Origin of the sequence: Deinococcus roseus, from assembly GCF_014646895.1 — a bacterium.
GTDB lineage: Bacteria > Deinococcota > Deinococci > Deinococcales > Deinococcaceae > Deinococcus_C > Deinococcus_C roseus.
Genome location: NZ_BMOD01000012.1, coordinates 69,381 through 94,469, shown reverse-complemented (window position 1 = coordinate 94,469; position 25,089 = coordinate 69,381). Strand labels below are relative to the sequence as shown.

Below are 25,089 nucleotides of genomic sequence, written 5' to 3'. Positions count from 1 at the left end.
ACAAAAATCTTATTTTTGCCCTGCAGGAAATCAATCAATTCTTCAGGGACATCTCAGCAAATCCCATCTGCTCCTCAAAGCGGGTGTAATCTTCTTTGCCATGCAGCAAAAGAATGTGCTGAATCTGCTGTTCGGTCAGGTCCAGTACAGAAGCCACCTGAGGGTCCTGCAAGAACAACTTCTGGTTGAGGGCCGTGACCTCTGCTGCGTCCTGCTGGTCTCTCTGGCTGAGGGCAGGCACAGCCACCGGACGGTTTTCCTGCAAGGCGATTTTCAGGGGATGCACACTGGTCCCATCCAGGCCACTCTGCACCAGCAGCACCCCCAGACCCAGCAGGGTCATCAGGCGGTCCCGCTGGACCTGCTGATGGTTGCGGAAGACCGTTCCAGGCGGAAAAGGACTGATCAGGGTGCCCCCCTGCTGCAGGATCTGGTCAATCATACGGTTCAGGGCCGGAGCAAGAGGCTGGTCCAGTCCTGCAGCCAGCACCGCCACAGATGGGACCTCCTCTTGCAAAGCCGTCTGCAGACCGATGCTGGCGCACCCCGGAACCAGCGCGGCCACCACCCCGAAGCCCTGCTGCACAAAATGCCGGGTGATGCGTTCACAGGTGATTTCACCATGCCGGGTGGGGGTGCGGGTGCCCACCACCGTGAAATGCCGGTCTGTTGCCTCCCAGTTGCCCTGCAGGTACAGCAGCAGGGGGGCATCGCTGGAAGTTCTGAGCAGATCTGGGTACTGGGGGTCCAGCAGGCTGAACACCTGCATGCCCTGTTGGTCGGCCTGCTCTTGCAGCTTCTGCACATTTTCGCTGGCCTGCTGCAGGACCTGAGGCTGAGACAGCGCCTGATACAACCTGGGGTCCAGAAATCCGAGTTCCTGCAGGTCCTGTGTGGCCTGCAAGTGCGGGTACTGCAGCAGTTTCTTGACGGTCTGCTGGCCCACTTTTGGCAGTTCCAGCAACGTGAGGATCTTGAGGGTCACTCCGGAGATGGCTGAGGTCATGGGTTCATTTTGAGGGTCAGCGGCACCTTCCGTGTGTGTTCATCTGCCCAGATGCAGCAAACGGTCCAGCAATTCACGTTGCGACAGGGAAACCGCCACCTGATGGGCCACACTCATCACCAGTTGCACGTCTGCATCTGTGAAATCGGGATCCTGCAGGCCATTCAGCACCGTGAGGGTGCCCAGCACCCTGGGGGTTTCCGGGTCCAGCAGGGGGGCCACAATCACCGAGCCGATTTGCTGCTGGCGGCGGCGTTCCTGCACCAGTGGGCTTTCCCGGTCATCTGGCACATTCTTCAGCGAGAGGGCAGGTTTGCGTTCCCGCATCACCCAGCCAGAGAGTCCAGCCTGCAATTCCTGAAAATCCAGGGCCAGAGAAAGGTTGGGGGCAGAGCGGGCCGCACCTGCTGCATTGGCCACCCCCTGACCGTCTTTTGTGAGCGTGAAAATCAGGCTCCAGCGCACCAGGAGGGCTTCTTGCACCCGCTGGGCAATGTCTTCCAGCAATCCCTGCCGGGAGCGGTGCTGGTGAATGGCCTGACTGACCCCGTACAGGGCGGTGAGCCTGCGCAGGTCATCGTTGACCCGGTGGTGCAGGGCCACGGTGTCCAGCGCGACATTCAGGTGGCTGACCACCATCTGCAGGGCCTGCAGGTTGCGCCTATTCAGGGGCAAATCCCGGCTTTCCACCATCAGGACCCCATGGGTCTGTCTGGAGCGTCCAAAAGGAACCGCCAGCAAAGAAACCAGATCAGCAGGAAGGTGCAGCCCTGCGGGGGCATTCATGGTGTTCTCAAGATGCAAAATTTCATGGGTGCTGAGGGCACGCCTTACAGCCGTGTTGGGCAGGGACAGCACGGCCGGATCGGGCTTTCCTCCTCTGGAAGGTCCCAGCCGCAATTGCCCCGCTTCTTCAAAGACCACATACACCAGCGCATGGTCCATGATCTCGAAGGTGGCATTCACCACGGTGCTGAACACCCCCTCCAGGCTGTCGTTGTGGGCCAGCAGCACTTGCAGCCGTTTCAGGAGGCCCAGTTCCTGCTCCAGCTGGTGGTTCTGCCGGGAAAGGTCTGCCACATTGCTGGCTTCAAACTGGAATTGCACACAATACACCGTGTCTGTGGAATTGGAGGCAGGCAGCAGGGTGACCTGCAAGGTGGCCCACTGCGGGCCTTCTTGCAGCTCCAGCTGCACCCGGTGCTGCTGGGCCACCCCCAGGTGCAGCACTTCACGGATGATCTGGTTGATGTCCACCGGACGGCCATTCTCAAAGGTGGTCTGCAGGTGCTGAAACCAGAAGGGAACGCTGGTGTCTCTGGATGTGGCCCCCAGCTTGCCACTGCTGGGAAAAGAGAACAGGTTGTCTGCAAAAGCCTGGTTGAACAGAAAGCATTCGGCTTCGTGGTCCAGCAAGAGCACCCAGCCAGGCATGCTGTTGATGAACATTTTCAACTGTTCCGTGTTGAGCATCCCTTCCATTTTAGGCCGATCCTGACCACAGACTGCAATGGGGTCTAAAAACACTGGATCGGGATTAGATTTTTTGCCCGGTCCTGACCCGTTCCAGACCTGCAAGCAGCAAATCCAGACCAAACTCAAAGCTTTCGGTGCGGCCTGACGTCATGATCTGGCCCACCACCCGATGAAAGTGCGGGAACACCTCTGCAGGCAAATGGGACAGAAAAGCAGCAGCGATGTCTGCAGACTGCTCAGGTTCAAAGGGCAAGTTCAGTTCCTGCAGGGCATAACCATAGATGTAGCTGTCCAGGGCATGCCAGGCATCCAGCGCATGACCCACCGAAAAACCTGCATTCAGCAGCCAGCCCAGCGTGACATCCACATAGCGCACCATCGCCGGACCAATGTTCAGCCGTGCTCCCATCAGGGCTTTCCCCCAGGGGTGGCGCAGCAGCATCTGGTGGGCAGATTGTGCCCGCTTGCGCATGGCCTCCTGCCAGTCTGCGGCTTCTGCAGGCACCTCAATTTCAGCGATCAACAGATCTGCAAGGCCGTCCAGCAGGGCTTCTTTGTTGGCCACATGCTTGTAGAGCGACATGGCCTCCACCCCCAGTTCCTGTCCCAGCCTGCGCATGCTGAGGGTTTCCAGACCGTGCTGGTCTGCAAACCTGAGTGCGGCTTGCAGCACACGCTGTTTGCTCAGGGGGGTTCGGGGGGCAGTGGGATCGCTGGGCGTGGTCATGGGGCCTCCTGCTGTGGGTTCATTGTAGGGCATTTCGGGCATCCCCCTCTTGACAGGCTTACACCGTAAGCTTAGGATTACAGTGTAAGCCTGTCAAGAGCAGAAAGCCAACTTTCTGCTCCTGCAGTCTTCAGGAGAACCCCATGAACCAGCCAACCCCCCTACCCATGTCCAGCACCACCGCCCGAATTGCAGGAAGCAGCCTGCTCCTGATGGCCCTGTTGGCCTTCTTCGCAGAATTTTTTGTGCGCTCCAGATTGATTGTTGCCGAAAATGCCACCCTGACGCTGCAAAACCTGCTGGCCTCACCGCAGCTTTTTCGGGGCAGCATTGCAGCAGATTTGCTGATTGTGGTGCTGGACATCGTGGTGGCGGTGTGCCTGTACCTGCTGCTGAAACCTACCCATGCAGGACTCAGTTTGCTGGCAGCCGCTTTCAGGCTGGTGTATGCCGCCATGTATGGCGTGGTGGCACTGAACCATGTGATGGTGCTGCTGGTTCTGAATGGCAATTTTGCCCCAGAGCAAGCCCAATCCCTGATGCTGCTGTTCCTACAAGGCTACAAATACGGCTGGGTGCTGGCCCTGGTGTTTTTTGGCATGCACTTGCTGCTGGTGGGGCATCTGGTGTACCGCTCCCGCTCCATGCCCAGACTGCTGGGAGGGTTGCTGTTCCTGGCAGGTCTGGCCTACCTGATTGATGGTTTTGCCCACCTGTTGCTCCCCAGTTATGAGCAGTACAAAACCTTCTTCCTGATGCTGGTGGCCCTGCCAGGCATGGTTTCAGAGCTGTCTCTGGCTTTGTGGCTGATTTTCAAAGGGATGCGGCCTGCCCGGCCACTGGTCACCCAGACCGCTTAAAATCCATCTGCATTCTTCCAGAGGGCCAGCAATGGCCCTTTATTGTGTTTGCAAGATGGCAATGGGTTTCCAGCAGAAAAACTTGTTTATGTTCAATTTTTATCACTTTTAATCTGCACAATTCATGCCATTTGCCGCCCACTCAAACCACAGGACCAAAACATTCGCCTGAAAACCTTCTGCTGCGAGGAGATTTCTGAAACATTTCCCTGACTGCCCTGAAAAATCCTGCAGAATTTTAAAAAATGATTGACAGTAAACAAAAATATTTGTTAGTATGAAGGGGTCAAAACACCCCTTTTCCACGAACCAGCATTTGCCTGCTGGCGTCTGCTGCATCCTGCCACCGGGTGGACGGCCTGACTGTGTCGCGGTCAGGCCTGCTTTTTGACCAGAAAGGATTTCCCTGCATGCCCTCCAGAATTGTGCTGCTGTTCACCCACCTGCTGCTGGCCCTGGTCCTGGGGTTTTCCAGTGCCCAGCAGGCCAAAACGTTTTCCAATCCGGTTCTGTCTTCCGCAGGCGCAGATCCCCACATTGTGTTTCATGAGGGGTTTTATTACATGACCTACACCACTGGAGCAGACATCCGCTTCCGCAAAGCTGCCAGCCTGGCCGGACTGGACCAGGCTGAAGCCGTGCAGGTGTTCCAGCCCACAGGAGACGGCTGCTGCAATGTGTGGGCACCCGAATTTCATCTGTTGGACGGCCCCAATGGCAAACACTGGTACCTCTATTACACTGCAGGGCCGGAGAAATGCTGCTCAGAACAGCGCATGTATGTGGCCGAAAGTGCCAGCACAGACCCCATGGGTCCGTACACCCTCAAAGGCAAAGTCTTCGATGCCCAGCATGACTTCTGGTCCATTGATGCCTCCATCCTCAAAGCAGAAGGCAAACTTTACCTGATCTACAGTGGCACCCCCCAGGACCACATGCCCTACGAGAAACCCCAGAACATCTACATCGCCTCCATGGAAAACCCCTGGACCCTTTCCAGTGAACGCAGTGAAATTTCCACTCCCAGCCTGTTCTGGGAAATGCAGGGGGCCGCAGTCAACGAGGGGCCAGTGGTGCTCTACCACAACGATGATCTGTTTCTGGCCTTCTCTGGCAGTGGCTGCTGGACCGATGACTATAAACTGGGCCTGCTGAAAGCCAATGTGCATGCCAACCTGCTGGACCCCGCCTCCTGGATGAAACTCCCCGACCCGGTGCTGACCCGCAGCGACGCCAATCAGGCTTTCGGGCCAGGGCACAACGGTTTCTTCAAATCCCCCGACGGCACCGAAGACTGGGTGGTGTACCACGCCAACGCCTTCCCCGGTCAGCAATGCGGAGGGGCCAGGCTGGCCCGTGCCCAGAAAATCACCTGGGGCGCAGATGGCCTGCCCATTTTTGGCACCCCTGATCCTTTGTGGGTGGATGTGCCTCTGCCTTCTGGAGACCCAGGCCTGCCCTGAGTTCCAGAAAATCACCCTGTTTTTTGCCCCTGTCAGTCCTCACTGGCAGGGTTTTTTGATGGATACAACATCAGAAACTTCAGATCAACAGGTAAGCTTCGCGCACGTATTCTGCAGCAGCAGTCAGCAGGTTCAGGCGTTTTGAAGATTCCGTTTTCATTTCATCCAGGCAGGACAGGGCGTCCTGAATCAAATCACGGGACCAGTTGTGGTTGAGGCGAAAATCCTGAAAGACCAGGGCCTTGTGGGGAGGGTCGAAATTCAGGTGGCTGAGGTCTGTCAGGGTCTGGTAAGCCGACAGCAAGGCCAGCCGCACATCCGGGTGGTGTTCGGGGATGGGGTCCTGCAGCAGGTCTTGTGCATCTTTCAGGCGCTTGCGGGCACTTCTGACATCCGACATGGGCTGAGTTTAACCTGAATTTCCTGTCAGAATCATGTCAAAAGGAACCTTTTTTCTGCTTCAATTGCCAGCAATGTGTCAGTGAACGGTCAAGCTGTCCAGACAGCTTTGCCTCAAACCTTGCCCCTCGAAACCTGAGGGTTTTCAGGCTTTTTCTGGCTCTGGATTTTTTTGCTGGTACCTGCCCAGGTAAAAAATCTGGGCTGTGCGCATCCGGCCCACCGTGACCACCGGAGGATCGGCAAGCGCAAGCCCCAGGATCAGGGCATCCACCCGCTGGATGCGCTGGCTGACCATGGCGCTCACCAGGTCTTGCAGGATCTGCTGGGCCAGGACCTCAGGAAGGTGGGCCTGCCTGATCACCTGATGCATGTTCTGACCGGGGGGACGGTAAAATTCCTGCAGTTCCACATCTGCAGGAAGCTGAAAGTGGCTGATGAACCAGCTGTGCTGGGCCGGAGGTTCAGGTGGCCCGTACAGCAGTCCTTTCAGGATGCTGGCACTGGAGGTGTAGCCTGCCCACACATCAATCTTGAGGATCACGCCCTCCTTTCGCAGATTCCAGAAAGAGTTTTTGTTTCTTTCTTTTGAAAGTTCTGCTGATGTCATTCTTCCATGATACGCAACTTCAACGCAAAATGGAATCCTTTCCATTTTGCGAATATCCTCATTAAAATCTTTTTGGAACGGTTTTTCCTTATGGGAACACTTTTGAAAAATCGATACTTTCGTTTCCTGGAATTCGTTTTCGATAGCGATTACAGTTCATGGCAAACAAAACCCCGTCCCACAATGGTGCTCACAGCAGGTGCATGGCTTCCAGAACATGGTCTGCCAGCTGGTTCCACATGGTCCAGCCCAGTTGCCCCTGCTGCATCTGCTGGTGCAGCTTCAGGGCAGCCTGCAGGGGTTTTCTGGCCTCTGCAGCACCCACAGACCAGTTCCTGGCATTGACAATCGGCTGGGGGATTTCGGAGAAGGGCATTTTGTTGTCCTCACGGCGGGTGTGGGGGCGGGCCAGGTGGTAGGTTTTCCACAGGGCTTCCAGACAGACCGCATGGGCATGCTGATCTGGCAGGGCCAGCTGTTTTTCGGCCTTCAGCAACTCAAAGCGGACCATGTTCAGGGTGGTGGTGGCAGCAGGAATCATGAAATCATTGTATCAAAATATGTTTACAACATAACAATGCTGCCTTCTGTCTTCATTGGCTGCGCAAACTCTGGGTATATTGGGCCCCATGACAGTTGATGCACCCTTTGAAAAACACATTGGCGATTTTCCGGTCAACCCGCTGGAAAAACCCGGTTACCAGCTCGAATTCTCCGAGGAATTTGATCAGGACACCCTGAACAGACAGCACTGGTTGCCCCGATACCTGCCCCAGTGGAGCACCCCGGACCGCACAGAAGCCCGCTACAGCCTGACCGGGCACAGCCTGAAACTGCACATCGATCAGGACCAGCAACCCTGGAACCCTGCTTTTGATGGCCCTCTGCGGGTCTCCAACCTGCAGACCGGGTGTTTTTCAGGACCTTTGGGCAGCCCGAATGGGCAGCACCGTTTCAAACCAGACCTGAAAGTCATCACCCCTCAACCCGAGGTGCACCTCTACACCCCTCAATATGGGTATTTCGAGGTGCGTCTGAAAGCCGTGCCCATTCCGGGTTACATGGCCGCCCTGTGGATGATTGGCTTTGAAGACCAGCCCGAAAAATCCGCAGAAATCTGCATCTGTGAGATTTTTGGCAACCAGATGACCCCGGACAGCGCTGTGGTGGGTTACGGGGTGCATCCTTTTGGAGACCCCGGCATCCAGGATGAATTCTACAAAGACACCCTGCCCATCGACGCCTCCTGCTACCACACCTACGCCGTGGACTGGACGGAAACCCACATTGATTTTCATGTGGACAACGTCAAAATCCGCACCATAGAGCAAAGCCCTGCTTACCCGATGCAGTTCATGCTGAATATTTATGAGATTCCCTCACAACTTGGGCCAGATTCACAACCTGATGTGTGGCCCAAAACCATGGAGGTGGAGCACCTGCGGGGGTACCGCAAGCTCTGAAGCCATAACTTTCAGGTGGCCACCTGAAAAGAAAAACCTGTGTCCTGGTGTTTGGTTTTCTCGGGTCCATGGCTTCTGGGCAGCAAACCACTGACCGTGACTTTGTGCAGTCCGGTCAGGCGGCGCACCCGCTCCACACTGCGGGGGGTGAGTTGCACCCCGGCAATCCAGAAAGAGGCCTGGCTTTCCTGATACTGGGGTTTCAAAACGTGTCCGGTGGGGGCCAGGTAATGCACCACGATCATCTGGCCAAAACGGTGGGGGTTCACTTCGATGGACAACACGGTCAACAGTCTCAGCAGGGGCAATTCTGCCTTCAGCCCCTGTTCAAAGGTGGGGTAAAGGTTCATGTCTCATGGTAGATCTGCGGACGCTTTTTGCGCATGCAGCAATCTTTTAGGGATTCAACAGCTGAAAATCAGCTGCCCAGTTCCAGACGCTCATCCTGAAAAAGGATTACAACCCAGCAGACAACCCCCTGTTCTGTCAACTGCTTTAAAACTGCACCAGCAGCTTGCCTGCCTCTTCCTGATCCAGCAAATGCATGGCAGCACGGGCCTCCACCGGATGGGAATACATGAAACCCTGCACCACATCACAGCGGGATTGCCTGAGCCAGTCCTGCTGCTCTAAGGTTTCCACACCTTCTGCCACCACCGACATGCCCAGGTTGTGGGCCATTTGAATGATGGTGCGCACCAGTTCCTGATGCTGCCTGCCCAGCTGCAATTTCTGAATGAACGAGCGGTCGATCTTCAGTGCAGAGGCCGCAAACTGCTGCAAATACCCCAGTGAGGAGTATCCCGTTCCAAAGTCATCGATGTGCAGCTTCACCCCCAGGTCCTGCAGTTGCTGGAGGTTCTGGCGCACCACGTCACCCCGTTCCAGCAGCAAACTCTCGGTGATCTCCAGCCGGAGTTGCCAGGCGGGAAACTGGGTGGCCTGCAAGATCTCCGAGACCACCGCGTAAAAATCGGGCTGGGCAAACTGCAGGGTGCTCATGTTGACGCTCAGGTGCAGCAGGTCCCTGCGGTGCTGGCTCCACTGCTGCACCTGCTGGCAGGCCTGCTGCAGCACCAGGCGGTCCAGTTGCAACACCAGACCGCTTTCTTCGGCAATGGGAATGAATTGCACGGGATGAATCCAGCCTTTGTGGGGATGGTACCAGCGGGCCAGCGCTTCAAAACCCATGATGCGCCCACTGGAGAGGTTGATGAGCGGCTGGTAATGCACCTCCAGCTGGTGCTGTTGCAGGGTCTGGCGCAGATCGCTTTCCATCTGGCTGCGTTTCAACTGGTGGTCGTGCATGTGACCTTCAAAGAACACCAGCTGTCCTGGACCCTGCTTTTTGGCCTGATACATGGCGATGTCGGCATCCCGCAAAACCGCCTCGGCCTGCTGGGGACCATGTATGTGCACCATCCCGATGCTGGCACTGGTGTGCAGCAGGTGCTTGCCCAGGGAATGCGGCTCCCTGAGCACCTCTTGCAACCGCTGGGCCACCTGCAAAATCCCACTGGCATCCACATTTTCCAGCAGGACCGCAAATTCATCTCCACCAAAGCGGGCCAGGGTGTGCAGCGGGTGCAGTTCCTGCAAGGTGGTTTTCAGACGGTTTGCCACCAGCTGCAAAAACAGATCTCCCAGGGAGTGACCGTGGGCATCATTGATGCTCTTGAATCGGTCCACATCCAGAAACACCACACCATGCCCCTCATGCCCCTCATGCCCCTGCACCTGGGGCTGGTTCAGCAACTGGGTCAGGCGGGCCTGCAAGAGGGTCCTGTTGAACAGCCCGGTCAATTCATCATGGATGGCAGCGTGCTGCAAATGCCGGTACAGGCGGTCCAGTTCCGTGGTGCGTTCATTCACCCGGCGCTCCAGGGTGCGGGCATAAGCCTGCTGCATCTGGGTCTGGTGCACATGGTACATGCCCGTGCTGATGGTGTAGCGAAAGTGGTCTCCGTTGAAAGGCTCCTGTTCGGGTTTCTGGTAGACCAGATAACCAAAATTCACCTCGCTGACAAACAGGGGCACCACCAGCAAATGGGTGCGCTGCAATTGAGGATGCATGCAGGTGGGCAAAAGTTGCCGGGTGGGAAAAGTGGCTTCTTCAGGGGTCACAAACTGGGCAGAGAGACCCACCCTGGCCTGAGGGGTCACTTCAGAGCCAAAAGTGTCGTAAAGCACCAGGGCGTACCGCTGCACCTGCACCATCCGCGCGTACTCGGTGAGGTCCTGGTACATGGAATCCAGATCGGGATGGGTGGTGAGGGACAGTTCCATCTGGCTGATGAAATGGTTGCTCTGGGTGATCTGCTGGTGGCGGCGGTGGTTGCGAACATCCCGCACCCGTTGCAGCAAACTGGCCGCCTGGTAGGCCACCCGCCGCAAAGCCAGCGGGTCCTGTTCGATGTGGGTCTGGGCTGCCGTTTCCAGCTGGTAAAGCAATGCCTCGATGTGGGCATCTTTGCCTTCATCCAGCAAACGCTCCGCCACCTGTTGCCACTGTTTCAGGAACTGCAGGGCTGCCCCTGAATTCTGTCCAGCGTTCACCAATTGGTGCAGCAGTGGCTGAAACACCTCTGCAGGCAGCACAAAAGAACCTCCAGGAGAGCTGGAACCCTCCAGGACTGCTTCCTGCATCCCTCCGCAGGACTGCCGCACCACCAGTTCCGTGTCCAGGTGTGTCACCTCTGGCGGGATCTGACCTGCCCGGATGTCCAGCAGCAGTTGCACGGCCCGTTCGGCCTGCTGCTCAATGGGTTGCCGGACCGTGGTGAGGGGTGGGGTGCAGTAACGGGCATCCTCAATGTCATCGAAGCCCACCACTGCCACATCCAGCGGCACCCTCAGGCCCATCTGCTCCAGTGCATGAATCACCCCCAGGGCCATGTCATCGTTGGCACAGACCACCACATCAAAATGCTGGCCCTGCTGCAGCAGGTGTTTGATTTCACTGGCTGCACGCGGACCGAAGAAATCTCCCTGCAACACATGGTGGTCTGGCAATTCCAGGCCATGCTGCTGCAAACACTCCCGCACCACCTCTTCCCGCAGTTGGGAATCGGAGTTGCCACGGGTGCCCCGCACAAACACAAAAGAGCGGTGTCCCTGCTGCACAATCAGGTGTTCCATCATCTGCCGCATGCCGGTCCTGTTGTCGATCAGAATGCTGGGGATCCCTGGAATTTTGCGCCCCAGGGCCACCACCGGAACCCCGCTGAATCGCTGTGCGAACTGCGCAAACTGTGCGTCATCAATGAAATTGCCCATCGAAGCCGCAGTGATGATCACCCCCAGATGCTGCCCGGGGTCCAGCAGGGTGTACACATCATTGGCTTTGCGGTAATGCGGGCTGACCGAGTGCACCTCCCGGCCCACAAAAGTGGTGGAGGCCAGTCCTGCCTGGTCCAGTGCCCGGTGGTAGCCCTTCAGCAGCTGGATCTGGTAATCGGCAAGGTAATCCATCAGAATGGCAACCGTTTGTGGGGCAGTCATGAAATTCTCCTACCAGCAACACGTGGAAAGAACAGCAGTGCAATCGGCTTTTTCCCACTGTATCCATTCTTTTCTGACAGCCTTCTGGAGCAGAATGTAAATGTTTTTTCACCAAACAATGAAAGCACCTGTTCCATGGTACAGGCCAGACCCTTGCAAAAACCCAGCCTGTCAGGACAGCAAAACCCAAAACAACACCCAGATTGGACAACTCCAATCTGGGGCAGGTGTTGAAGGATGTCAGTGGGCTGTCTTGGTGGCTCCCACCAGGGCCCCATCTGGAGCAAAGGCGCGGCGACCTTCCAGCAGTTCCAGCATGCGCTGCATTTGCTGTCCTGCAACTTGCCGCAGGGGTTCTTTGTGGCTGCCCATCATCATCTTGGTGATGAAGGTCCCGGAGAGGGTCACGTCCTGTTCAAAATGCACTTCGGGGCCTTCCTGACGCATGTCCCGTTTGATCAGCAGTTCCGTGCCTCTGGCGTAGGGAATGGAAATCACCATGCTTTCCAGCACCTGCAGTTTGATCACCGTGAAGGTCTTGTGGGTGCCGTCCCGGTACACCAGGGTCCCTGTGCAGCCCTGTTTGAAGGGGCCGGTGAGTTGCACCTCCTGCAGTTCGCCATCCCAGTTGGACCAGTTCTTGACATTGGTCCAGAGTTGCCAGAGGTTCTGTACGGTGTTGGTGGTTTGGGCCTTAAAAGTACAGATTTGCATGGGTGCTCCTCCTGAGCAGGAATCCCAGATCGGCAGGTCTGGAGGAAAGGGTCTGTGCAGGTGTTGTGGGTTGGAGTGAGCAGGTTTTCGGAGAAAGCCTGAAGAACAGGATGAACCCCATCACCTGAGAAGGTGGAAAATCAGGGACTTTGGGTGCAGTTGATGGACACGAGTCCACCCTCTTTCCCGAAGTTTTAAGCTGTCCCACACGTTTTGATCTCGTGCTCATAGTGTGGCACAGTCCGGGACTTTTGTCCACATTCCCGTGCCACACCTGAAGCTTGGCTGAAAGGTTACATTCTGGTAACGAAGCCAGCAGGCCCCGTAAAGGTTTACGCGTTTTTTGTCTTGTGTAATGGTAAATGGCGGGGATGTTTGTTCTGAGCGCTTTCAAAGCCAGCAAAAGCCTGCTGAAAACGGTTCAGGGTCTGAAAGTTTTCAGCAGGCTGTGTCATTTTGGACTGTGTTCAGATTTCTCTAGGGGTTTTCCCGGATTGCAAGCTGAAGTCAAAATTTGAGCTGTTTCAGGCATCCCTCCAGGCTATGCCAGTTGCTTTGCCACTTCTTCCAGGAAATTCAGGGCCTTTTGCATGCCCCATTCCATGCCTGAATGCAAATGGTAATCACGCTCTTCACGGTTGTTGTGCTGCACCAGCAAACTCAACAAGGTGCCGCCTGGGGCATCTGCAAAGGTGATGGTGTTGAGTGCGCCTGTGCCTTCTGGCATGCCTTCAAAGAGTTCCGTGGACACCAGCAATTCATGGGGCACAATCTGCTGGAAAACCCCATGGAAACCCACTTCCAGGCCCGTGTGCGTGACCATCACATAACGCCAGCGGCCGCCCACCTGCAAATCCACCTCTGCCAGGGTCACTTTTCCCAGGTCCGAAGCCCACCAGCGTTTCACCAGTTCAGGGGTGACCCAGGCCCGGTACACCAGATGCCGGGGGGCATCAAAAAGGCGGGTGATCAGGATTTGATCGTCGGTGGGCAGGGTGATGCTGGCAGTATGGGACGATGTGGCTGCAATGCTGACTGGGGGTTCCGGGTTGACTCCGCTCATGGTTGTTCCTCCGTTTTGAGTTCTGCAAGCAACCGGTCCATGTGGTCAAAACGCCGGGACCACAGTTGCTCATAGGGTTTCACCCATTCGTAAATGCTGCGCAAAGCATGGCTGTTGAGCCGGTAGATCCGCTGCCGTCCGTCGTCTCTGGCCTCCACCAGTCCCACTTCTCTCAGCACCTTCAGATGCTTGGAAACCTGGGGCTGGGCCAGCTGCAACTGGGCCACCAGATCGCTGACGGTGTGCTCTCCGGTGGCCAGCATGTCCAGAATTTGCCTGCGAATGGGCTCAGCCACGGCATTGAAAGCGTCGGTGGTGGTTGCTGCTCGGGCCATGTGTTTATTATATACCTATATCGGAATATATCAAGAACAGAATGATACCCCTTTCAGTCAAACATGCAAACAGAAAAGCACCCTCTCTGCTGAGGATGCCCATCGCAAACCATCCTTTGCATGGTGTTCTGTCTGGTTCTGGCAGCCAAACCCTTCCAGCCAAACCCTTCCAGCCAAACCCTTCCAGCCAAACCCTTCCAGCCAAACCCTCTCTAGCAAACCTTCCCCAATCAACGCAGCACATCCCAGTGCTCAGACAGTTTATTGTCTGACACCCGAAAAAGATCTCCCTGAACACTGTTTCCCCCAGAAAACACGAACACCAGGTCTCCATCTGCCACCACACCCACAAATTTCAGACCCGCCCCGGAAGGTCCCAGGGAACCCACAAGCCGTTTCAGGGGCAAAAGGCCATTGCCCACATAAGGGTTGTGTTGCAGGTAATTGGGGTCCCAGTTCTGGTCCAACAAATCCATCTTCAGGTCATTGAACAGACCCGCGTAGGATCCGATGACCAGCTGTTTGTTGGCTTCTTCCTGTTCCTCGCTGATCTCTGGACTGTCTTTGGGGGCAACGTAAAGGTCACTGAACAGCGAATTGCCACTTGCCGAACTGAAAGGAACCCGCTGGTGGGCACTCCAGTGTTCAATCACTTTTCCAGCACTCACCCGGTACAGATCCATGCGGGCCTCTCCGCTGAATTCATCTTCCGGGGTGGAGGAAGCCTGCCAGTGCACGGCCACCAGATCCCCATCTGCTGCAATGTGTTTGATGCTGGCCACCAGTCCGGGGGCACTGGATTTCAGCTGTGCGATGCCTTGCAAGGCAGAGGTTTTGTCCTGAAGGCCTGCTGCTGTGTGCTCCTGGACCTGATCGTCATAGAAGCTGGAGAGCGTTTCAGGATTGTCCTGCTGAAATGCTGCTTTGAACAGCTGCAGGACCACAGCCTTGTTGGCTTCTTCCTGGGCAGGGGTGTTCTGGGCCAGAGCAGCACCCAGCAGCGACAGGGCAAGGGTCAGGAATTTCAACATGATGCCTCCAAAATGGATTCAAAAAGGTCAGCGGGCTGCACAGCGCACCCACAGGGCACTTCACTCTTTTGTGGACCGAACAAAAGGGCAAATGGTGAGGGATTGTCAACTTCAGGCCCATTCTCCTTGAAAGGTGTGACATGTGCAACCCTGGGGTTTAGATTCCAGTCTGAAAACAGGTTGGTTTGTTTCAGACCACAAAAGTGGCCCTCAGAAACCTCTGCTGAAATGAACAGTGCTGCGGCTCTAAATCCGCAGCACTGTTGGGTCTGTATTGTGAGTCTGTTCTGGGTTCTCACTCTCCCCAGGGTTACTCTTTGTTCACGCTGTGCAGGGCGTTCAGAATCAGCTGGGCCACCTCTGTGGGATGGCTGACCGCCACCGCGTGTGAAGCAGCAATTTCCACCGTCTGGGCATGAATGCGCTTTGCAGCGTCCCGCTGGGCATCCGGGTTGATGGCGTTGTCCTGGGTGGTGATCAAAAACCAGGAAGGCAGTTTCTTCCAGGCAGGCTCAATGGACAGTTTCTCTCCGAACGCCAGACCTGCCACCGGACGCTGGCTGGCCCCCATGGCATCGCTGATGTCCTGGGGAACATCTGCAGCGAACACCTCGTGAAATTTATCCTGCTGGACGTAGAATTCTCCAGCGGTCCCGGCACCATTGGGGAAAGTGGCTTCTTGCAAGGCAGCATTGAGGGGAGCAGGTTTAAAGGCCTGAATGCTTTCCAGAATGTTCTGTCCCTGATCCAGCCCGAAAGAGGCCACAAAAACCAGTCCCTTTGCATTGGGTGCCTGGGTGCCTGCGTAGGTGATCACCGGACCACCATAAGAGTGACCCACCAGCAACACTGGACCGGGGATCTGGCGCACCACATTGGCGACATATTCTCCATCATTGGTGAGGCCACGCAGGGGGTTGGCCACCACTTTCACAGGAACGCCTTGCTTTTGCAGCACTTTGCTGACTTCATTCCAGCTGGAACCGTCTGCAAAAGCACCGTGCACCAGCACCACAGTGGTGGGAACAGGGGTCTGGGCCAGGGCAAAGGAACCGAGGAGCATCAGGCTGAGGGTTTGCAGGGTTTTTTTCATGGGGTTTCTCCTTTTATTCTTACCTATCAGTAGGTAGATGAGGGGGCAAAAAAATGGGATTCCTTCAAGGCAACACCGCCTGAATGGCCTGGCGGCCAATGGTCTCAAAACGGGACATGTCCCCATACGAACGGGCCAGCAACATTCCCCCTTCCAGGGTGGCCAGAAACACTGCCGCAGCTTCCTGGGGGGTGGAGGTCAGCCGGAGTTCCTGTTTCTCCAGACCCTTTGTGAACACATGGGAAAGCCAGTCTTCATTGAGCTGGAAAAAAGCCCGCACCTCCTGCTGGATGGCTTCTGGCAGCGTGATGTAATCTGCTGCCAGCGCTGCACACAGGCAGATGCGCCCATCTGCATGCACCACCGTGCGGTACCCTACCAGGTAGTTTTCCAGGGCACTGGCTGCAGGAAACTCACCCGTCTGGAACTGGGAAAGATGTCCTTCCAGACGCTCCCGATACCGGCGCACCATGGCGACCCCAAGGTCGGTCTTGCTGGGAAAATGGTAATGGATGCTGGCGTTTTTGATGCCAAGGGCCTGACCGATGTCAGCATAGCTGAAAGCGTTGAAGCCACGCTCCTGCACCAGATGCTGGGCAATGTCCAGGATGCGTTGCTGGGTGTCGGCTTTCTCGGTCATGGGAAGATTCTATACCTACTGATAGGTAGGTGTCAAGAGGTGAGCATCCAGAGCAATCCCCATCAAGCAAAAACCCTGCTGAAAGCAAACCCCCAGCAGGGAACAAAGTCGCCACAGGTCACAACCCCAGCAGTTTCAACCCTTGCTGGATGGTCACCACTGGAATTTTCTTGCTGTTGATGTCATCCAGCGTGTCTTTCAGGTGCTGCAGTTGCACGCTGTCAAATTCATCTGCAAAAGGATGCAGCATGAAAATCAGCCAGCCTTTCTGCTGGATGGCCGCATCCACCTGACCTATGTAAGAGGCCAGCGAATTGTTGCCACTGGTGAAAGCCCCAAAGGGCACCCGATTCAGGTTCAGCAGTTTGAGGGGCTGCAGATTGAGGCCTCCCCAGGCATTCAGGCCCACCTGATACTCCTGTGCAGCAGCCTGCAAAACGGCATCACTGGGACCTCCATAAGGGTAAACCAGTGTGGTCACCTTTACCCCAAGGGCCTCGAGGTCCAGCTTTGAATCGTGGAGTTCTTTTGCCAGATCCGTGCTGCTCAGGGCGTTCAACCCCACATGGGTGCGGGTGTGGCTGGCGAGTTCCCAACCTGCAGCCTGCAAATCCAGCAGGTCGGTCTGGTTCATGTGCCAGTCGTCTTTGCCGATGTAAGCCGTGACAATGCCCGCCACCGCCACTGCATTTTTTTCTTTGAAGATGGGGAGCAGTTTCAGGATGTCCTGTTTGCTGCCATCGTCGCTGACAAAGGTGACCAGGGGCCGGGCCAGACTGCCTGCAATATTGACACTGACGGACACTGCAGCACTCTGGGCCGTGATGTCTTTGCTGTAAAAGGATTTTGCCGTGTAGGTGTAGGTCCCGTTCTGACCCTCAGTGAAACCCTGTCTGGCACTGTATGGGGCCTCTGAATCGGTGAAAAAGAGGCTGCCATTGCGGTAGAACTCCATTTTGATCAGGTTCTTGGTGCTGCTGGGTGTGGCCGTCAGGGTGACCTCTCCAGCCACCTTCAGGATGGTGGGATTTGCAGCGAGTTTGAGGGTGGGATCTGGCTCAGGGGGCACCGGGGGCACCGGCTGGGTGGCGTTGCTGTTGCAACCAGTCAAGAGTCCCAGCAGGATCAAAGCCGTGTAAAGGATTTTCAAGACAACCTCTTTTCTGACTCTTTCTGAAAAAACAACCCTGCAGGATCCAGAAATTTGAATCCTGCCCGGCGGGCCAATGAATTGGTGTTCCCACTATAGAGAGAACAACCCCGGGAAAAACAAAGCATGACCCCTCCCCTGCCCTGGCATTGAGCGGAATGAGGGCAAATTTGACATTGCTCTGGAAAGTTGTCTGGTCAATGAAACCACTTGCAGGATTGGTTTTGTCTGATTTTGGCTTTCAGAGGAGGCGAAAGAGGTCTTACAAAGAGGTGAGGTGTTTAAATCAAATATGGGACAATTAACCTGAAGCACCAGATCTACACTCAAACATGAAATTCCTGTTTCTACTTGTTCTGGGAGTTGAGCTGGTTGCCTGCAGCCCTCCATCTGATGTCACTGGCAAATGGAGATGCTACGACTGCAGCAATCAGGTGGAACTTGACCTGAAACCTGAGGGAATCCTGCTGGTGAACGTAGACCAAAAAATCCAGCAAACCAGATGGTCCTTTGAGAACCACTTCCTTCACTTCGAGTTTGCCTCTGTTGGGGTGCCTCTCAAGGTCCAATTTGCATCGAGCCCACCTGATGCATTCAACACCAATCTCGGGGTCACCGTTGACGTGCGATTTCCTGATTTGAAGCCTTACTTCTGCCTGTGGATTGATGATTATTTCTGTTTTGAAAGGATGTAGTGTGGGAATATGGATGGGCAGGCCAATCATTCAAATCATTTGATCTGCACCAGACCTGATGCCTACCCCTTCACTCCCAGACCCCCACCTCGATCATCAGGTTGAGCTTCTTGCACTTCGGGCATTTGACCCTGAACACCCCGTTGTCAGAGGGTTCATGCAGAACCTCGACCTGATGCCAGACCCTTTTGGGGCAACGGGGAGGCTTCTTCTGGTCTGGGTGCAGATCAAAGAGGTGAAATTCGCGGCAGGTGGTGCAATGCACCAGCACTGTGGGGATTTGCAGCATGCTTTTGCCCAGACCGAGGTCTTCTGGTGGGGTGTAACCGCAGTGCTGGCATTCGTAGTGGTACAGGGTGCCCATGGATCTTTGTCATTGTACCGAACATGCAACAGTTTCATGAACGCCCATCTGGGCAGGTCAGCCAACCAGCACCACATCCAGCGTGCGGGGACCGTGCACCCCTTCCACCCGCACCAGTTCGATGTCACTGGTGGCACTGGGGCCACTGATCCAGGTGAGGGCCTGTCCTGCCTGCACACTGCTTTCCAGTTGCAGCACAGCGTCATGCACCCCCTGCACAATCTGGTCGGTGAAGATGATGCAAATGTGGTGGTCTGGAATCAGTGAAATCACCCGCCTGCCCTGGTGAGCCCCGGAGTCCAGCACCAGGGTTCCGGTGTCGCTGATGCCCAGTTTGCATCCTGTGATCACCACCTCCTGCAGCTTGATTTGGTGGTGGGACAGGGTTCCCGGATCACGGATCAGATCCAGGTTTTCAGGAAGCCATTCCTGAGGGAAATCTTCTGGGACAACCACTTTTTGTTTCTGGCCCAGTGCGCGCCTGATGGCCATGGGCAACTGGGACACCCCTGCAATGCGTTGCACCCGTGCCTTGTAGTCTTCCACATGTTCCACAAAACGCTCTGTGGTTTCCTGTTGGGGTCTGGAAGGTCGGGCAGGATAGGTGGGAAGAGGGGTGCGGGCAGGGTGTTTTGCAGCCCGGATGCGTCTGAGCATTTCCTCTTTCACTGTCCTTGCTCCTTCCACCATTCCCGGAAAGACTGTTTGGGCAGTTCCGGCAGGTCACGGGAATGGGTCCAGCCAGAAAGCAAGCCAGGCAGGACCGTGAATTTGCCGTTCTGTGTGAAGGGTCCCTGCCCCAAACGCCCGAGTTTCAAAGCCCCCTCAAAGCGGTGGGGTTCCTGCATCACCCACAGCATGCTTTTTAAAGCCAGCGATTCCAGGGTGGTGCCTTTCTTCTTGGTGACTTTGCCGCGCAGGTAAATGAGCACCTCTGGAATGTTGATTTTGACCGGGCAAGCATCATAACAGGCCCCACACAAAGAAGAGGCATAAGGCAAAGTGTTGGCCTTGTCGTCTTTCATTTCCAGCAACTGGGGGGTCAGGATCGCCCCGATGGGACCCGGATACACCGAGCCATAAGCGTGCCCTCCAGCCCTTTCATACACCGGGCACACGTTCAGACACGCACTGCACCGGATGCACTTGAGGGCCTGCGACCCCACCTCGTCTCTCAGCACCTGCGTGCGGCCATTGTCCAGCAAGACCAGATGAAATTCTTTTGGGCCGTCATTCTCGGTGACTCCAGTCCACATGCTGTTGTAGGGGTTCATGCGCTCTGCTGTTGAGGAGCGGGGCAGCATCTCCAGAAAAACCGCCAGATCTTCCCATCTGGGCAGCACCTTCTCAATGCCCATGATCGAGACCAGCACATCGGGGAGGGTCAGGCACATGCGCCCGTTGCCTTCCGATTCCACAATGCACACGGTTCCGGTTTCTGCGATGGCAAAGTTCGCCCCTGAAACCGCCATTTTCACACTGAAGAATTTTTCGCGCAGGTAGGTGCGGGCGGCCCCGGCAATCTGGGCAGGTTCATCTGATTCCAGCTTTGCCCCCAGCGTGGCATTGAAGAGGTCACGGACCTCGCTGCGGTTCTTGTGGATGGCGGGCACCAGAATGTGGCTGGGCCGGTCATGGGAAAGCTGCACAATCAGCTCTGCCAGGTCGGTTTCAATGGCCGCCACACCCCGACCCTGCAAAAAACCATTCAGTTCGATCTCGTCTGTGGTGATGCTCTTGATCTTGATGACTTCTTTTGCCCCATGCTTCAGGGCAATTTTCGCCACGATCTCGCGGGCTTCCCGGGCATCTGTTGCCCAGTGCACCTGACCGCCTGCTCTGGTCACGGACTCCTCGAGTTGCAACAAATAGGTCTCCAGGTTTTCCAGCACGTGCTGCTTGGTCTGGGAAGCCACCTCACGCAGGTCTTCCCAGTTGTCCACCTCGCTGACCGCTCTGGTTCGCTTGTCCCGGATGGCCGATGTGACATGGCGCAAATTGCGGCGCATCTGGGTGTTGCTCAGGGTGTCATGTGCTGCGTCCACGAAGGTCTTTGCAGGATGGATGCCACCGTCACTCATGGCCTCACCTGTTTTTCCACGCTCGCCAGAATCTCTGCATAATGCACGGTTCTGGTGCCGCTCTGCATTCTGGAGAGCCCCCCTCCGATGTGCAGCAGACAGGAATTGTCACCAGCCGTGCAAATTTCCGCTCTGGTTTGCATGATGCTGGATGCCTTGTCTGACAGCATGGCGGTGCTGGTTTCTGCGTTCTTCACAGCAAACGTGCCACCAAACCCGCAGCACTGGTCTTTCTGGGGCAATTCCAGAAGCTCCAGACCTTTGACATTGCGCAACAGCTTCAAAGGGGCCTCCCCCACCCGGAGCACCCGCACAGCATGGCAGGTCGGGTGGTAGGTGACTTTGTGGGGGTAATACGCCCCCACATCTTCAATTTTCAAAACATTGACGATGAACTCGGAGAGCTCGAAGGTTTTTTCTGCAAGTTTCAGGGTGGCTTCGTGAAGGGCATGGTCGCCTGCCCACTCTGCAGCCCTGGGGTACAGATCGCGGATCATGGCGACACAGCTTCCAGAGGGGGCCACGATCACCTCGCTGTCTTTGAAGTCTTCAACAAATTTGCGGATGAGGACCAGGGCGTCACTCTGGTACCCGGTGTTGAAGTGCATCTGACCGCAGCAGGTCTGGCTGGCATTGAATCGCACCTCCTGCCCCAGTCGCCTGAGCAGCTGCACGGTGGCCCGGCCCGTCTGGGCAAACAGGGCGTCGTTCAGGCAGGTGATGAAAAGGTCTACTTTCATGGTCTCCTCTGGAAGCCGAGGGCACAGGGCACAGGGCCGAGAGCAGTCAAGGAGCTACAGCAAGAGCCAAAGCCATCCATCAGCATGGAAAAATCTGAAACCACCATTTTATGCCCTCGGCCCTCTCTTGGTTTTACCACGTGCTTGCGGGGCGGCCCGCGTCGCACTGACCGCTCTGCCCTCGGCCCTCGGCAATGTTGTTTCTGGATGGTACACCACCGGACGGATCGAATCGATCAACATTGTTCTGATCTCTGACAAAGTCTGGCCCCGCACCTGCATGGCCTGGGTCAGGGTGTTTCCCAGCAAAGTGCCATCTGCAGGGCCAGCATGGACGGGCAAACCTGTGGCATCTGCGGTCCACTGGCAGAGGAGTTCGATGTGTGCACCTCCGCCCACCACATGCAGCACCTCAAACGTTTTGCCCGTGGTGCGGCCCAGGTCTTGCATGACCCTGCTGTACTGGTCTGCCAGGCTTTTCAGGATCGAACGCACCACTTCACCACGGCTCTGGGGAGCCTGCAAGCCGTGTTCACGGCAGTATTGCTGGATGCGCTCTGGCATGTCCAGTCCGGGGGCCAGGAAACGCCGGTCATCGACATCGAAGGTGCTGGTGTCATGGGCTTCTGCGGCTTCACGGTACAGGACCGGGTAATCCACCCCTCCCCAGCTTCTGCGGCATTCCTGCAAGATCCACAGTCCCATCACGTTTTTCAGGTAACGCACGGTGCCTGAGACGCCCAGTTCGCTGGTGAAGTTGGCCTCGAAGGCCTCTTCAGAAAGGATGGGGCTTTGCAGTTCTGTGCCCACCAATGACCAGGTTCCAGAAGAAATGAACGCCCAGTTGTCTCCGGTGGCAGGCACCGCCACCACTGCAGAGGCCGTGTCGTGGGTGCCTGGAGGCACCACCCGCGCGGCTGGGGGCAGGTGCAATTCCTGTGCCAGTTCGGGAAGCAGGGGAAAAGCCTCCTCTCCCCCTTTGCCAACTTCAGGCAGGAAGTGGGAGGGCAGGTCCAGTGCAGCCAGCAAGGCATGGTCCCACTGTCCAGTCACCGGATCGAAAAACTGGGTGGTGCTGGCATTGGTGATTTCGGTGCGTTTGATGCCCGTCAGCCAGAAGTGCAGCAGATCGGGAACCATCAGGAGGGTTTTGGCCTGGGACAGCAGGTGGGGATGGTCCCTTTTCACAGAGAGGAGCTGGTACAGGCTGTTGAAAGGCAGGAACTGAATGCCGTTTCGCTGGTAGATGTTCCAGCTTCCGTGTTCATCCTGCACCTTTTCCATGACCCCATCTGTGCGGGCATCCCGGTAATGGTGCACCCCGTCCAGCAGCAGGTCATGCTCGTCCAGCAGAGCGAAATCCACAGCCCAGGTGTCTGCGCCAATGGAGTCAATCTGCTGGCCCCGCAGCTTGCCCAGCCCGGTGATGATCTCTTTCCAGAGCGCCAGCACGTTCCAGTACAGACCTGTGGAGGTCTGCACCGGGGTGTTCTCGAAGCGGTGCAGGACCTCCAGGTTCAGGGCACCTTGCTGCACGGTCAGCACGGCAATTTTGCCGCTGGACGCGCCCAGGTCAATGCCCACATGGCGGGTGATCTCAGCGCACATAGGCGATGGGCACCCCACCATCCACAGTCAGTACACCTCCGGTGGTCTTGGCAGATTCACTGGTGGCAAAGAACTTCACGGCCTCTGCGATGTCCTCGGGGAACACGTTCACACGCAGGGTGGTGCGTTTGCGGTAGTGTTCTTCCAGCTGGTCCGGTTCGATGCCATACGTTGCCGCCCGTTCTGCACGCCATTTTCCGTCCCAGATGCTGGAACCTGAAAGCACCGCATCGGGGAGCACGGTGTTCACCCGGATGCCTGCAGCACCGCCTTCTTCGGCAAGGCAGCGGGCGAGGTGCAGTTCTGCGGCTTTGGCGGCACTGTAGGCAGCGGCATTTTTCCCTGCAGCCACACTGTTCTTGGAGGCCACATAAACCAGGCTGCCTCCCACGCTCTGCTTGCGCCAGATCTTGAAGGCTTCACGGGACACCAGAAAGTACCCTGTGGAGAGGATTTTCTGATTCAACTCCCACATCTGCAGACTGGTTTCCTCGATGGGGGCAGAGGAGGCAATGCCTGCGTTGGACACCACCACATCCACCACCCCGTAGGTTTCCAGTGTGGTCTGGAAAGCCTGCTGAATGGCCTGTTCGCTGGTCACATCACAGTGAACGGCCAGGGCTTTGCCTTTGCCATGCTTCTGCTCGATTTCTTCCACGGTTTTTGCAGAGCCCTCTGCATTGATGTCTGCCACCACCACATGCGCTCCTTCTGCAGCCAGACGGTGCACGATGGATTTGCCAATTCCGCTGGCCCCTCCGGTCACAAAAGCCACTTTGCCAGCCAGGGATCTGGGGGCGGGCTTGAGCGAGAGTTTGTACAGTTCCAGCGGCCAGTACTCGATGGCGAAGGCTTCTGCAGCACTGAGGGACACGAAACCCCCCAGGGCTTCTGCACCGCGAATCACCGCAATGGCCCGGTAATACAGCTGATTGGAAACATCTGCATTGGTGATGTCCGATCCGGTGTTGACCATGCCCAGACCGGGAATCAGGATCACACGGGGGTAAGCGGGGAACATCCTGTCTCCCTCGCCTTTGTGGGCCTCGAAGTAAGCTGCGTATTCCTGCAGGTAGTTTGCACTGGCTTCCTGGATGGCTTTTTCCAGCGCTTCCAGGCCCTGTTCAGGCTTCCAGTTCACGAACATGGGGGTGCGTTTCACGTGCACCAGGTGGTCGGGACAGGCGGCTCCCACCTGGGAGACCGTGGGGGCTTTTTCGCTGTTCACGAAAGACAGCACCTCTTCAGAGTCATCAAAGATGCTGATGAAGCTGCCTGCTTTTCCGAGGTTTGCCCGCAGCACCGGGGCAATCTGGCCGTAGACTTTTCTGCGCTCGTCTGCAGGCAGGCCCTCAACCACCTGAGGCCCGAATTCATGGCCGGTGCATCTGGCCGTGATGAAATCTTCGGCTTCCTGAATGATGCTCAGGGTCTTCAGGTAGCTTTCTTCAGAGGTGTTGCCCCAGGTGACCAGACCGTGTTTGCCCATCACCACACACTCCAGGCCGGGGTTGCCCCGCACAGCTTCACCAATCTGTTTGGAGAGCGTGAATCCGGGGCGGATGTAGGGCACCCAGGCGGCACGGTCCCCATAAATTTCACGCATCACCTGCTCACCGTCCGGGCTGCAGGCCAGGGCAATGATGGCATCCGGGTGGGTGTGGTCCACATGTTTGAAAGGAACAAAAGCGTGAAGCAGCGTTTCAATGCTCTGTCTGGGACGGCCCGGTTCAAAGGTGGTGCGGTCCAGGTAAGCGGTCATTTCCTCATCGGTCATGGATTCGCGCTCGATCAGGGGCAGCACCTCTTCAAGTTTCAGGCCAGCAAAGCCGCGTGAGGTGATGGTGGCGATGTCGCTGCCGCTGCCTTTGACCCACAGCACCTCCACATCACGCCCCACATGGTCTTTTTCGATGCTCTTGACGCTGGTGTTGCCCCCGTAGATGTTGACCAGGGTGCGGTCTGATCCGAGCAATTGAGAGCGGTAGGTGAGGGCGTCTAAACCGTCGGTCTGGGGGGCAAGTTGGGGGTTCCAGAGGTTTTTGGGCATGGTTTTCTCCTGCTTCACAA

Annotated in this window: 25 protein-coding genes; 4 read left to right on the top strand and 21 right to left on the bottom strand. The window is 56.5% G+C overall.

From position 1 onward, the window contains the following. Positions 1-34: 34 nt before the first annotated feature. The 3 genes from IEY52_RS15595 to IEY52_RS15585 all read right to left on the bottom strand — a co-directional run bounded on the left by IEY52_RS15595 (position 35) and on the right by IEY52_RS15585 (position 3,209). On the bottom strand, positions 35-1,006 hold the full coding sequence (locus IEY52_RS15595) for a DNA-processing protein DprA (RefSeq protein ID WP_189003959.1): 972 nt from the start codon (positions 1,004-1,006) through the stop codon (positions 35-37). Between the two features lie 39 nt (positions 1,007-1,045). Continuing rightward, positions 1,046-2,479, bottom strand: coding sequence for a GAF domain-containing protein (locus tag IEY52_RS15590; RefSeq protein WP_189003956.1), 1,434 nt, complete (start codon positions 2,477-2,479; stop codon positions 1,046-1,048). Positions 2,480-2,543: 64 nt separating this feature from the next. Then, positions 2,544-3,209 carry a TetR/AcrR family transcriptional regulator gene (locus tag IEY52_RS15585; protein ID WP_189003954.1) on the bottom strand — a complete coding sequence of 222 codons (666 nt, stop codon included), beginning with the start codon at positions 3,207-3,209 and terminating at the stop codon, positions 2,544-2,546. 143 nt (positions 3,210-3,352) lie between these two features. Between IEY52_RS15585 and IEY52_RS15580 the strand changes: the two genes are divergently transcribed. Continuing rightward, entirely contained in the window at positions 3,353-4,069 is a 717-nt protein-coding gene (locus tag IEY52_RS15580; protein ID WP_189003952.1) for a DUF4386 domain-containing protein, read from the top strand. 410 nt (positions 4,070-4,479) lie between these two features. Then, the gene (locus IEY52_RS15575; RefSeq protein ID WP_189003950.1) at positions 4,480-5,532 is read left to right on the top strand and encodes a glycoside hydrolase family 43 protein; all 1,053 of its coding nucleotides are present in this window, start codon (positions 4,480-4,482) and stop codon (positions 5,530-5,532) included. A gap of 79 nt (positions 5,533-5,611) precedes the next feature. Here IEY52_RS15575 and IEY52_RS15570 read toward each other — a convergent pair whose 3' ends face one another. The 3 genes from IEY52_RS15570 to IEY52_RS15560 form a co-directional block, all read right to left on the bottom strand. Further along, positions 5,612-5,932 (bottom strand): hypothetical protein, encoded by a 321-nt coding sequence (locus IEY52_RS15570; protein WP_189003948.1) that lies wholly within the window; start codon positions 5,930-5,932, stop codon positions 5,612-5,614. A gap of 144 nt (positions 5,933-6,076) precedes the next feature. Continuing rightward, complete coding sequence (locus tag IEY52_RS15565; protein ID WP_189003946.1) at positions 6,077-6,475, bottom strand: hypothetical protein; 399 nt, start codon at positions 6,473-6,475, stop codon at positions 6,077-6,079. A 256-nt stretch (positions 6,476-6,731) separates the two neighbouring features. Continuing rightward, a complete protein-coding gene (locus IEY52_RS15560) occupies positions 6,732-7,082 on the bottom strand; it encodes a hypothetical protein (RefSeq protein WP_189003943.1) in 351 nt (116 codons plus the stop codon). An 88-nt stretch (positions 7,083-7,170) separates the two neighbouring features. On the opposite strand from IEY52_RS15560, the gene IEY52_RS15555 reads away from it, so the two are divergent. Next, complete coding sequence (locus IEY52_RS15555) at positions 7,171-8,004, top strand: glycoside hydrolase family 16 protein (protein ID WP_189003941.1); 834 nt, start codon at positions 7,171-7,173, stop codon at positions 8,002-8,004. An 11-nt stretch (positions 8,005-8,015) separates the two neighbouring features. On the opposite strand, the gene IEY52_RS15550 is transcribed toward IEY52_RS15555, so the two are convergent. The 9 genes from IEY52_RS15550 to IEY52_RS15510 form a co-directional block, all read right to left on the bottom strand. After that, positions 8,016-8,354 (bottom strand): hypothetical protein, encoded by a 339-nt coding sequence (locus IEY52_RS15550; RefSeq protein WP_189003939.1) that lies wholly within the window; start codon positions 8,352-8,354, stop codon positions 8,016-8,018. A gap of 145 nt (positions 8,355-8,499) precedes the next feature. Continuing rightward, positions 8,500-11,505: an EAL domain-containing protein gene (locus tag IEY52_RS15545; protein ID WP_189003937.1), complete on the bottom strand. Its 3,006-nt coding sequence runs from the start codon at positions 11,503-11,505 to the stop codon at positions 8,500-8,502. Positions 11,506-11,745: 240 nt separating this feature from the next. After that, complete coding sequence (locus IEY52_RS15540; RefSeq protein ID WP_189003935.1) at positions 11,746-12,219, bottom strand: SRPBCC family protein; 474 nt, start codon at positions 12,217-12,219, stop codon at positions 11,746-11,748. Between the two features lie 541 nt (positions 12,220-12,760). After that, positions 12,761-13,282, bottom strand: coding sequence for an SRPBCC family protein (locus tag IEY52_RS15535; protein ID WP_189003933.1), 522 nt, complete (start codon positions 13,280-13,282; stop codon positions 12,761-12,763). Next, complete coding sequence (locus IEY52_RS15530) at positions 13,279-13,617, bottom strand: ArsR/SmtB family transcription factor (protein ID WP_189003931.1); 339 nt, start codon at positions 13,615-13,617, stop codon at positions 13,279-13,281. The genes IEY52_RS15535 and IEY52_RS15530 overlap by 4 nt, the downstream gene beginning before the upstream one ends. Positions 13,618-13,847: 230 nt before the next feature. After that, on the bottom strand, positions 13,848-14,648 hold the full coding sequence (locus tag IEY52_RS15525) for a nuclear transport factor 2 family protein (protein ID WP_189003929.1): 801 nt from the start codon (positions 14,646-14,648) through the stop codon (positions 13,848-13,850). Positions 14,649-14,958: 310 nt separating this feature from the next. Then, on the bottom strand, positions 14,959-15,741 hold the full coding sequence (locus IEY52_RS15520) for an alpha/beta fold hydrolase (protein WP_229684831.1): 783 nt from the start codon (positions 15,739-15,741) through the stop codon (positions 14,959-14,961). Positions 15,742-15,805: 64 nt separating this feature from the next. Next, on the bottom strand, positions 15,806-16,381 hold the full coding sequence (locus IEY52_RS15515) for a TetR/AcrR family transcriptional regulator (protein WP_189003927.1): 576 nt from the start codon (positions 16,379-16,381) through the stop codon (positions 15,806-15,808). Positions 16,382-16,499: 118 nt separating this feature from the next. After that, positions 16,500-17,531, bottom strand: coding sequence for a polysaccharide deacetylase family protein (locus IEY52_RS15510; protein ID WP_189003925.1), 1,032 nt, complete (start codon positions 17,529-17,531; stop codon positions 16,500-16,502). A gap of 332 nt (positions 17,532-17,863) precedes the next feature. Between IEY52_RS15510 and IEY52_RS15505 the strand changes: the two genes are divergently transcribed. Next, complete coding sequence (locus IEY52_RS15505) at positions 17,864-18,226, top strand: hypothetical protein (protein WP_189003923.1); 363 nt, start codon at positions 17,864-17,866, stop codon at positions 18,224-18,226. 70 nt (positions 18,227-18,296) lie between these two features. Here the strand turns inward: IEY52_RS15505 and IEY52_RS15500 are convergent, their stop codons facing one another. The 6 genes from IEY52_RS15500 to IEY52_RS15475 form a co-directional block, all read right to left on the bottom strand. After that, entirely contained in the window at positions 18,297-18,590 is a 294-nt protein-coding gene (locus IEY52_RS15500) for a hypothetical protein (protein WP_189003921.1), read from the bottom strand. A 57-nt stretch (positions 18,591-18,647) separates the two neighbouring features. After that, positions 18,648-19,259 (bottom strand): LutC/YkgG family protein, encoded by a 612-nt coding sequence (locus IEY52_RS15495; protein ID WP_229684830.1) that lies wholly within the window; start codon positions 19,257-19,259, stop codon positions 18,648-18,650. Further along, positions 19,256-20,671 carry a LutB/LldF family L-lactate oxidation iron-sulfur protein gene (locus IEY52_RS15490; RefSeq protein ID WP_189003916.1) on the bottom strand — a complete coding sequence of 472 codons (1,416 nt, stop codon included), beginning with the start codon at positions 20,669-20,671 and terminating at the stop codon, positions 19,256-19,258. Before IEY52_RS15490 ends, IEY52_RS15495 begins: the two co-directional genes overlap by 4 nt. After that, on the bottom strand, positions 20,668-21,411 hold the full coding sequence (locus IEY52_RS15485) for a (Fe-S)-binding protein (protein WP_189003914.1): 744 nt from the start codon (positions 21,409-21,411) through the stop codon (positions 20,668-20,670). The genes IEY52_RS15490 and IEY52_RS15485 overlap by 4 nt, the downstream gene beginning before the upstream one ends. Positions 21,412-21,519: 108 nt before the next feature. Beyond that, positions 21,520-23,019, bottom strand: coding sequence for a rhamnulokinase (locus IEY52_RS15480; RefSeq protein ID WP_189003912.1), 1,500 nt, complete (start codon positions 23,017-23,019; stop codon positions 21,520-21,522). After that, complete coding sequence (locus IEY52_RS15475) at positions 23,009-25,069, bottom strand: bifunctional aldolase/short-chain dehydrogenase (RefSeq protein ID WP_189003910.1); 2,061 nt, start codon at positions 25,067-25,069, stop codon at positions 23,009-23,011. Before IEY52_RS15475 ends, IEY52_RS15480 begins: the two co-directional genes overlap by 11 nt. Positions 25,070-25,089: the final 20 nt, after the last annotated feature.

Coding starts and splice junctions, on each gene's coding strand:
- IEY52_RS15535 (WP_189003933.1), bottom strand. CDS start 13,282: ATGAGCGGAGTCAACCCGGAACCCCCAGTCAGCATTGCAGCCACATCG.
- IEY52_RS15575 (WP_189003950.1), top strand. CDS start 4,480: ATGCCCTCCAGAATTGTGCTGCTGTTCACCCACCTGCTGCTGGCCCTG.
- IEY52_RS15500 (WP_189003921.1), bottom strand. CDS start 18,590: ATGGGCACCCTGTACCACTACGAATGCCAGCACTGCGGTTACACCCCA.
- IEY52_RS15490 (WP_189003916.1), bottom strand. CDS start 20,671: ATGAGTGACGGTGGCATCCATCCTGCAAAGACCTTCGTGGACGCAGCA.
- IEY52_RS15550 (WP_189003939.1), bottom strand. CDS start 8,354: ATGAACCTTTACCCCACCTTTGAACAGGGGCTGAAGGCAGAATTGCCC.
- IEY52_RS15555 (WP_189003941.1), top strand. CDS start 7,171: ATGACAGTTGATGCACCCTTTGAAAAACACATTGGCGATTTTCCGGTC.
- IEY52_RS15545 (WP_189003937.1), bottom strand. CDS start 11,505: ATGACTGCCCCACAAACGGTTGCCATTCTGATGGATTACCTTGCCGAT.
- IEY52_RS15480 (WP_189003912.1), bottom strand. CDS start 23,019: ATGTGCGCTGAGATCACCCGCCATGTGGGCATTGACCTGGGCGCGTCC.
- IEY52_RS15585 (WP_189003954.1), bottom strand. CDS start 3,209: ATGACCACGCCCAGCGATCCCACTGCCCCCCGAACCCCCCTGAGCAAA.
- IEY52_RS15515 (WP_189003927.1), bottom strand. CDS start 16,381: ATGACCGAGAAAGCCGACACCCAGCAACGCATCCTGGACATTGCCCAG.
- IEY52_RS15525 (WP_189003929.1), bottom strand. CDS start 14,648: ATGTTGAAATTCCTGACCCTTGCCCTGTCGCTGCTGGGTGCTGCTCTG.
- IEY52_RS15590 (WP_189003956.1), bottom strand. CDS start 2,479: ATGCTCAACACGGAACAGTTGAAAATGTTCATCAACAGCATGCCTGGC.
- IEY52_RS15580 (WP_189003952.1), top strand. CDS start 3,353: ATGAACCAGCCAACCCCCCTACCCATGTCCAGCACCACCGCCCGAATT.
- IEY52_RS15560 (WP_189003943.1), bottom strand. CDS start 7,082: ATGATTCCTGCTGCCACCACCACCCTGAACATGGTCCGCTTTGAGTTG.
- IEY52_RS15570 (WP_189003948.1), bottom strand. CDS start 5,932: ATGTCGGATGTCAGAAGTGCCCGCAAGCGCCTGAAAGATGCACAAGAC.
- IEY52_RS15595 (WP_189003959.1), bottom strand. CDS start 1,006: ATGACCTCAGCCATCTCCGGAGTGACCCTCAAGATCCTCACGTTGCTG.
- IEY52_RS15540 (WP_189003935.1), bottom strand. CDS start 12,219: ATGCAAATCTGTACTTTTAAGGCCCAAACCACCAACACCGTACAGAAC.
- IEY52_RS15530 (WP_189003931.1), bottom strand. CDS start 13,617: ATGGCCCGAGCAGCAACCACCACCGACGCTTTCAATGCCGTGGCTGAG.
- IEY52_RS15485 (WP_189003914.1), bottom strand. CDS start 21,411: ATGAAAGTAGACCTTTTCATCACCTGCCTGAACGACGCCCTGTTTGCC.
- IEY52_RS15505 (WP_189003923.1), top strand. CDS start 17,864: ATGAAATTCCTGTTTCTACTTGTTCTGGGAGTTGAGCTGGTTGCCTGC.
- IEY52_RS15475 (WP_189003910.1), bottom strand. CDS start 25,069: ATGCCCAAAAACCTCTGGAACCCCCAACTTGCCCCCCAGACCGACGGT.
- IEY52_RS15520 (WP_229684831.1), bottom strand. CDS start 15,741: ATGAAAAAAACCCTGCAAACCCTCAGCCTGATGCTCCTCGGTTCCTTT.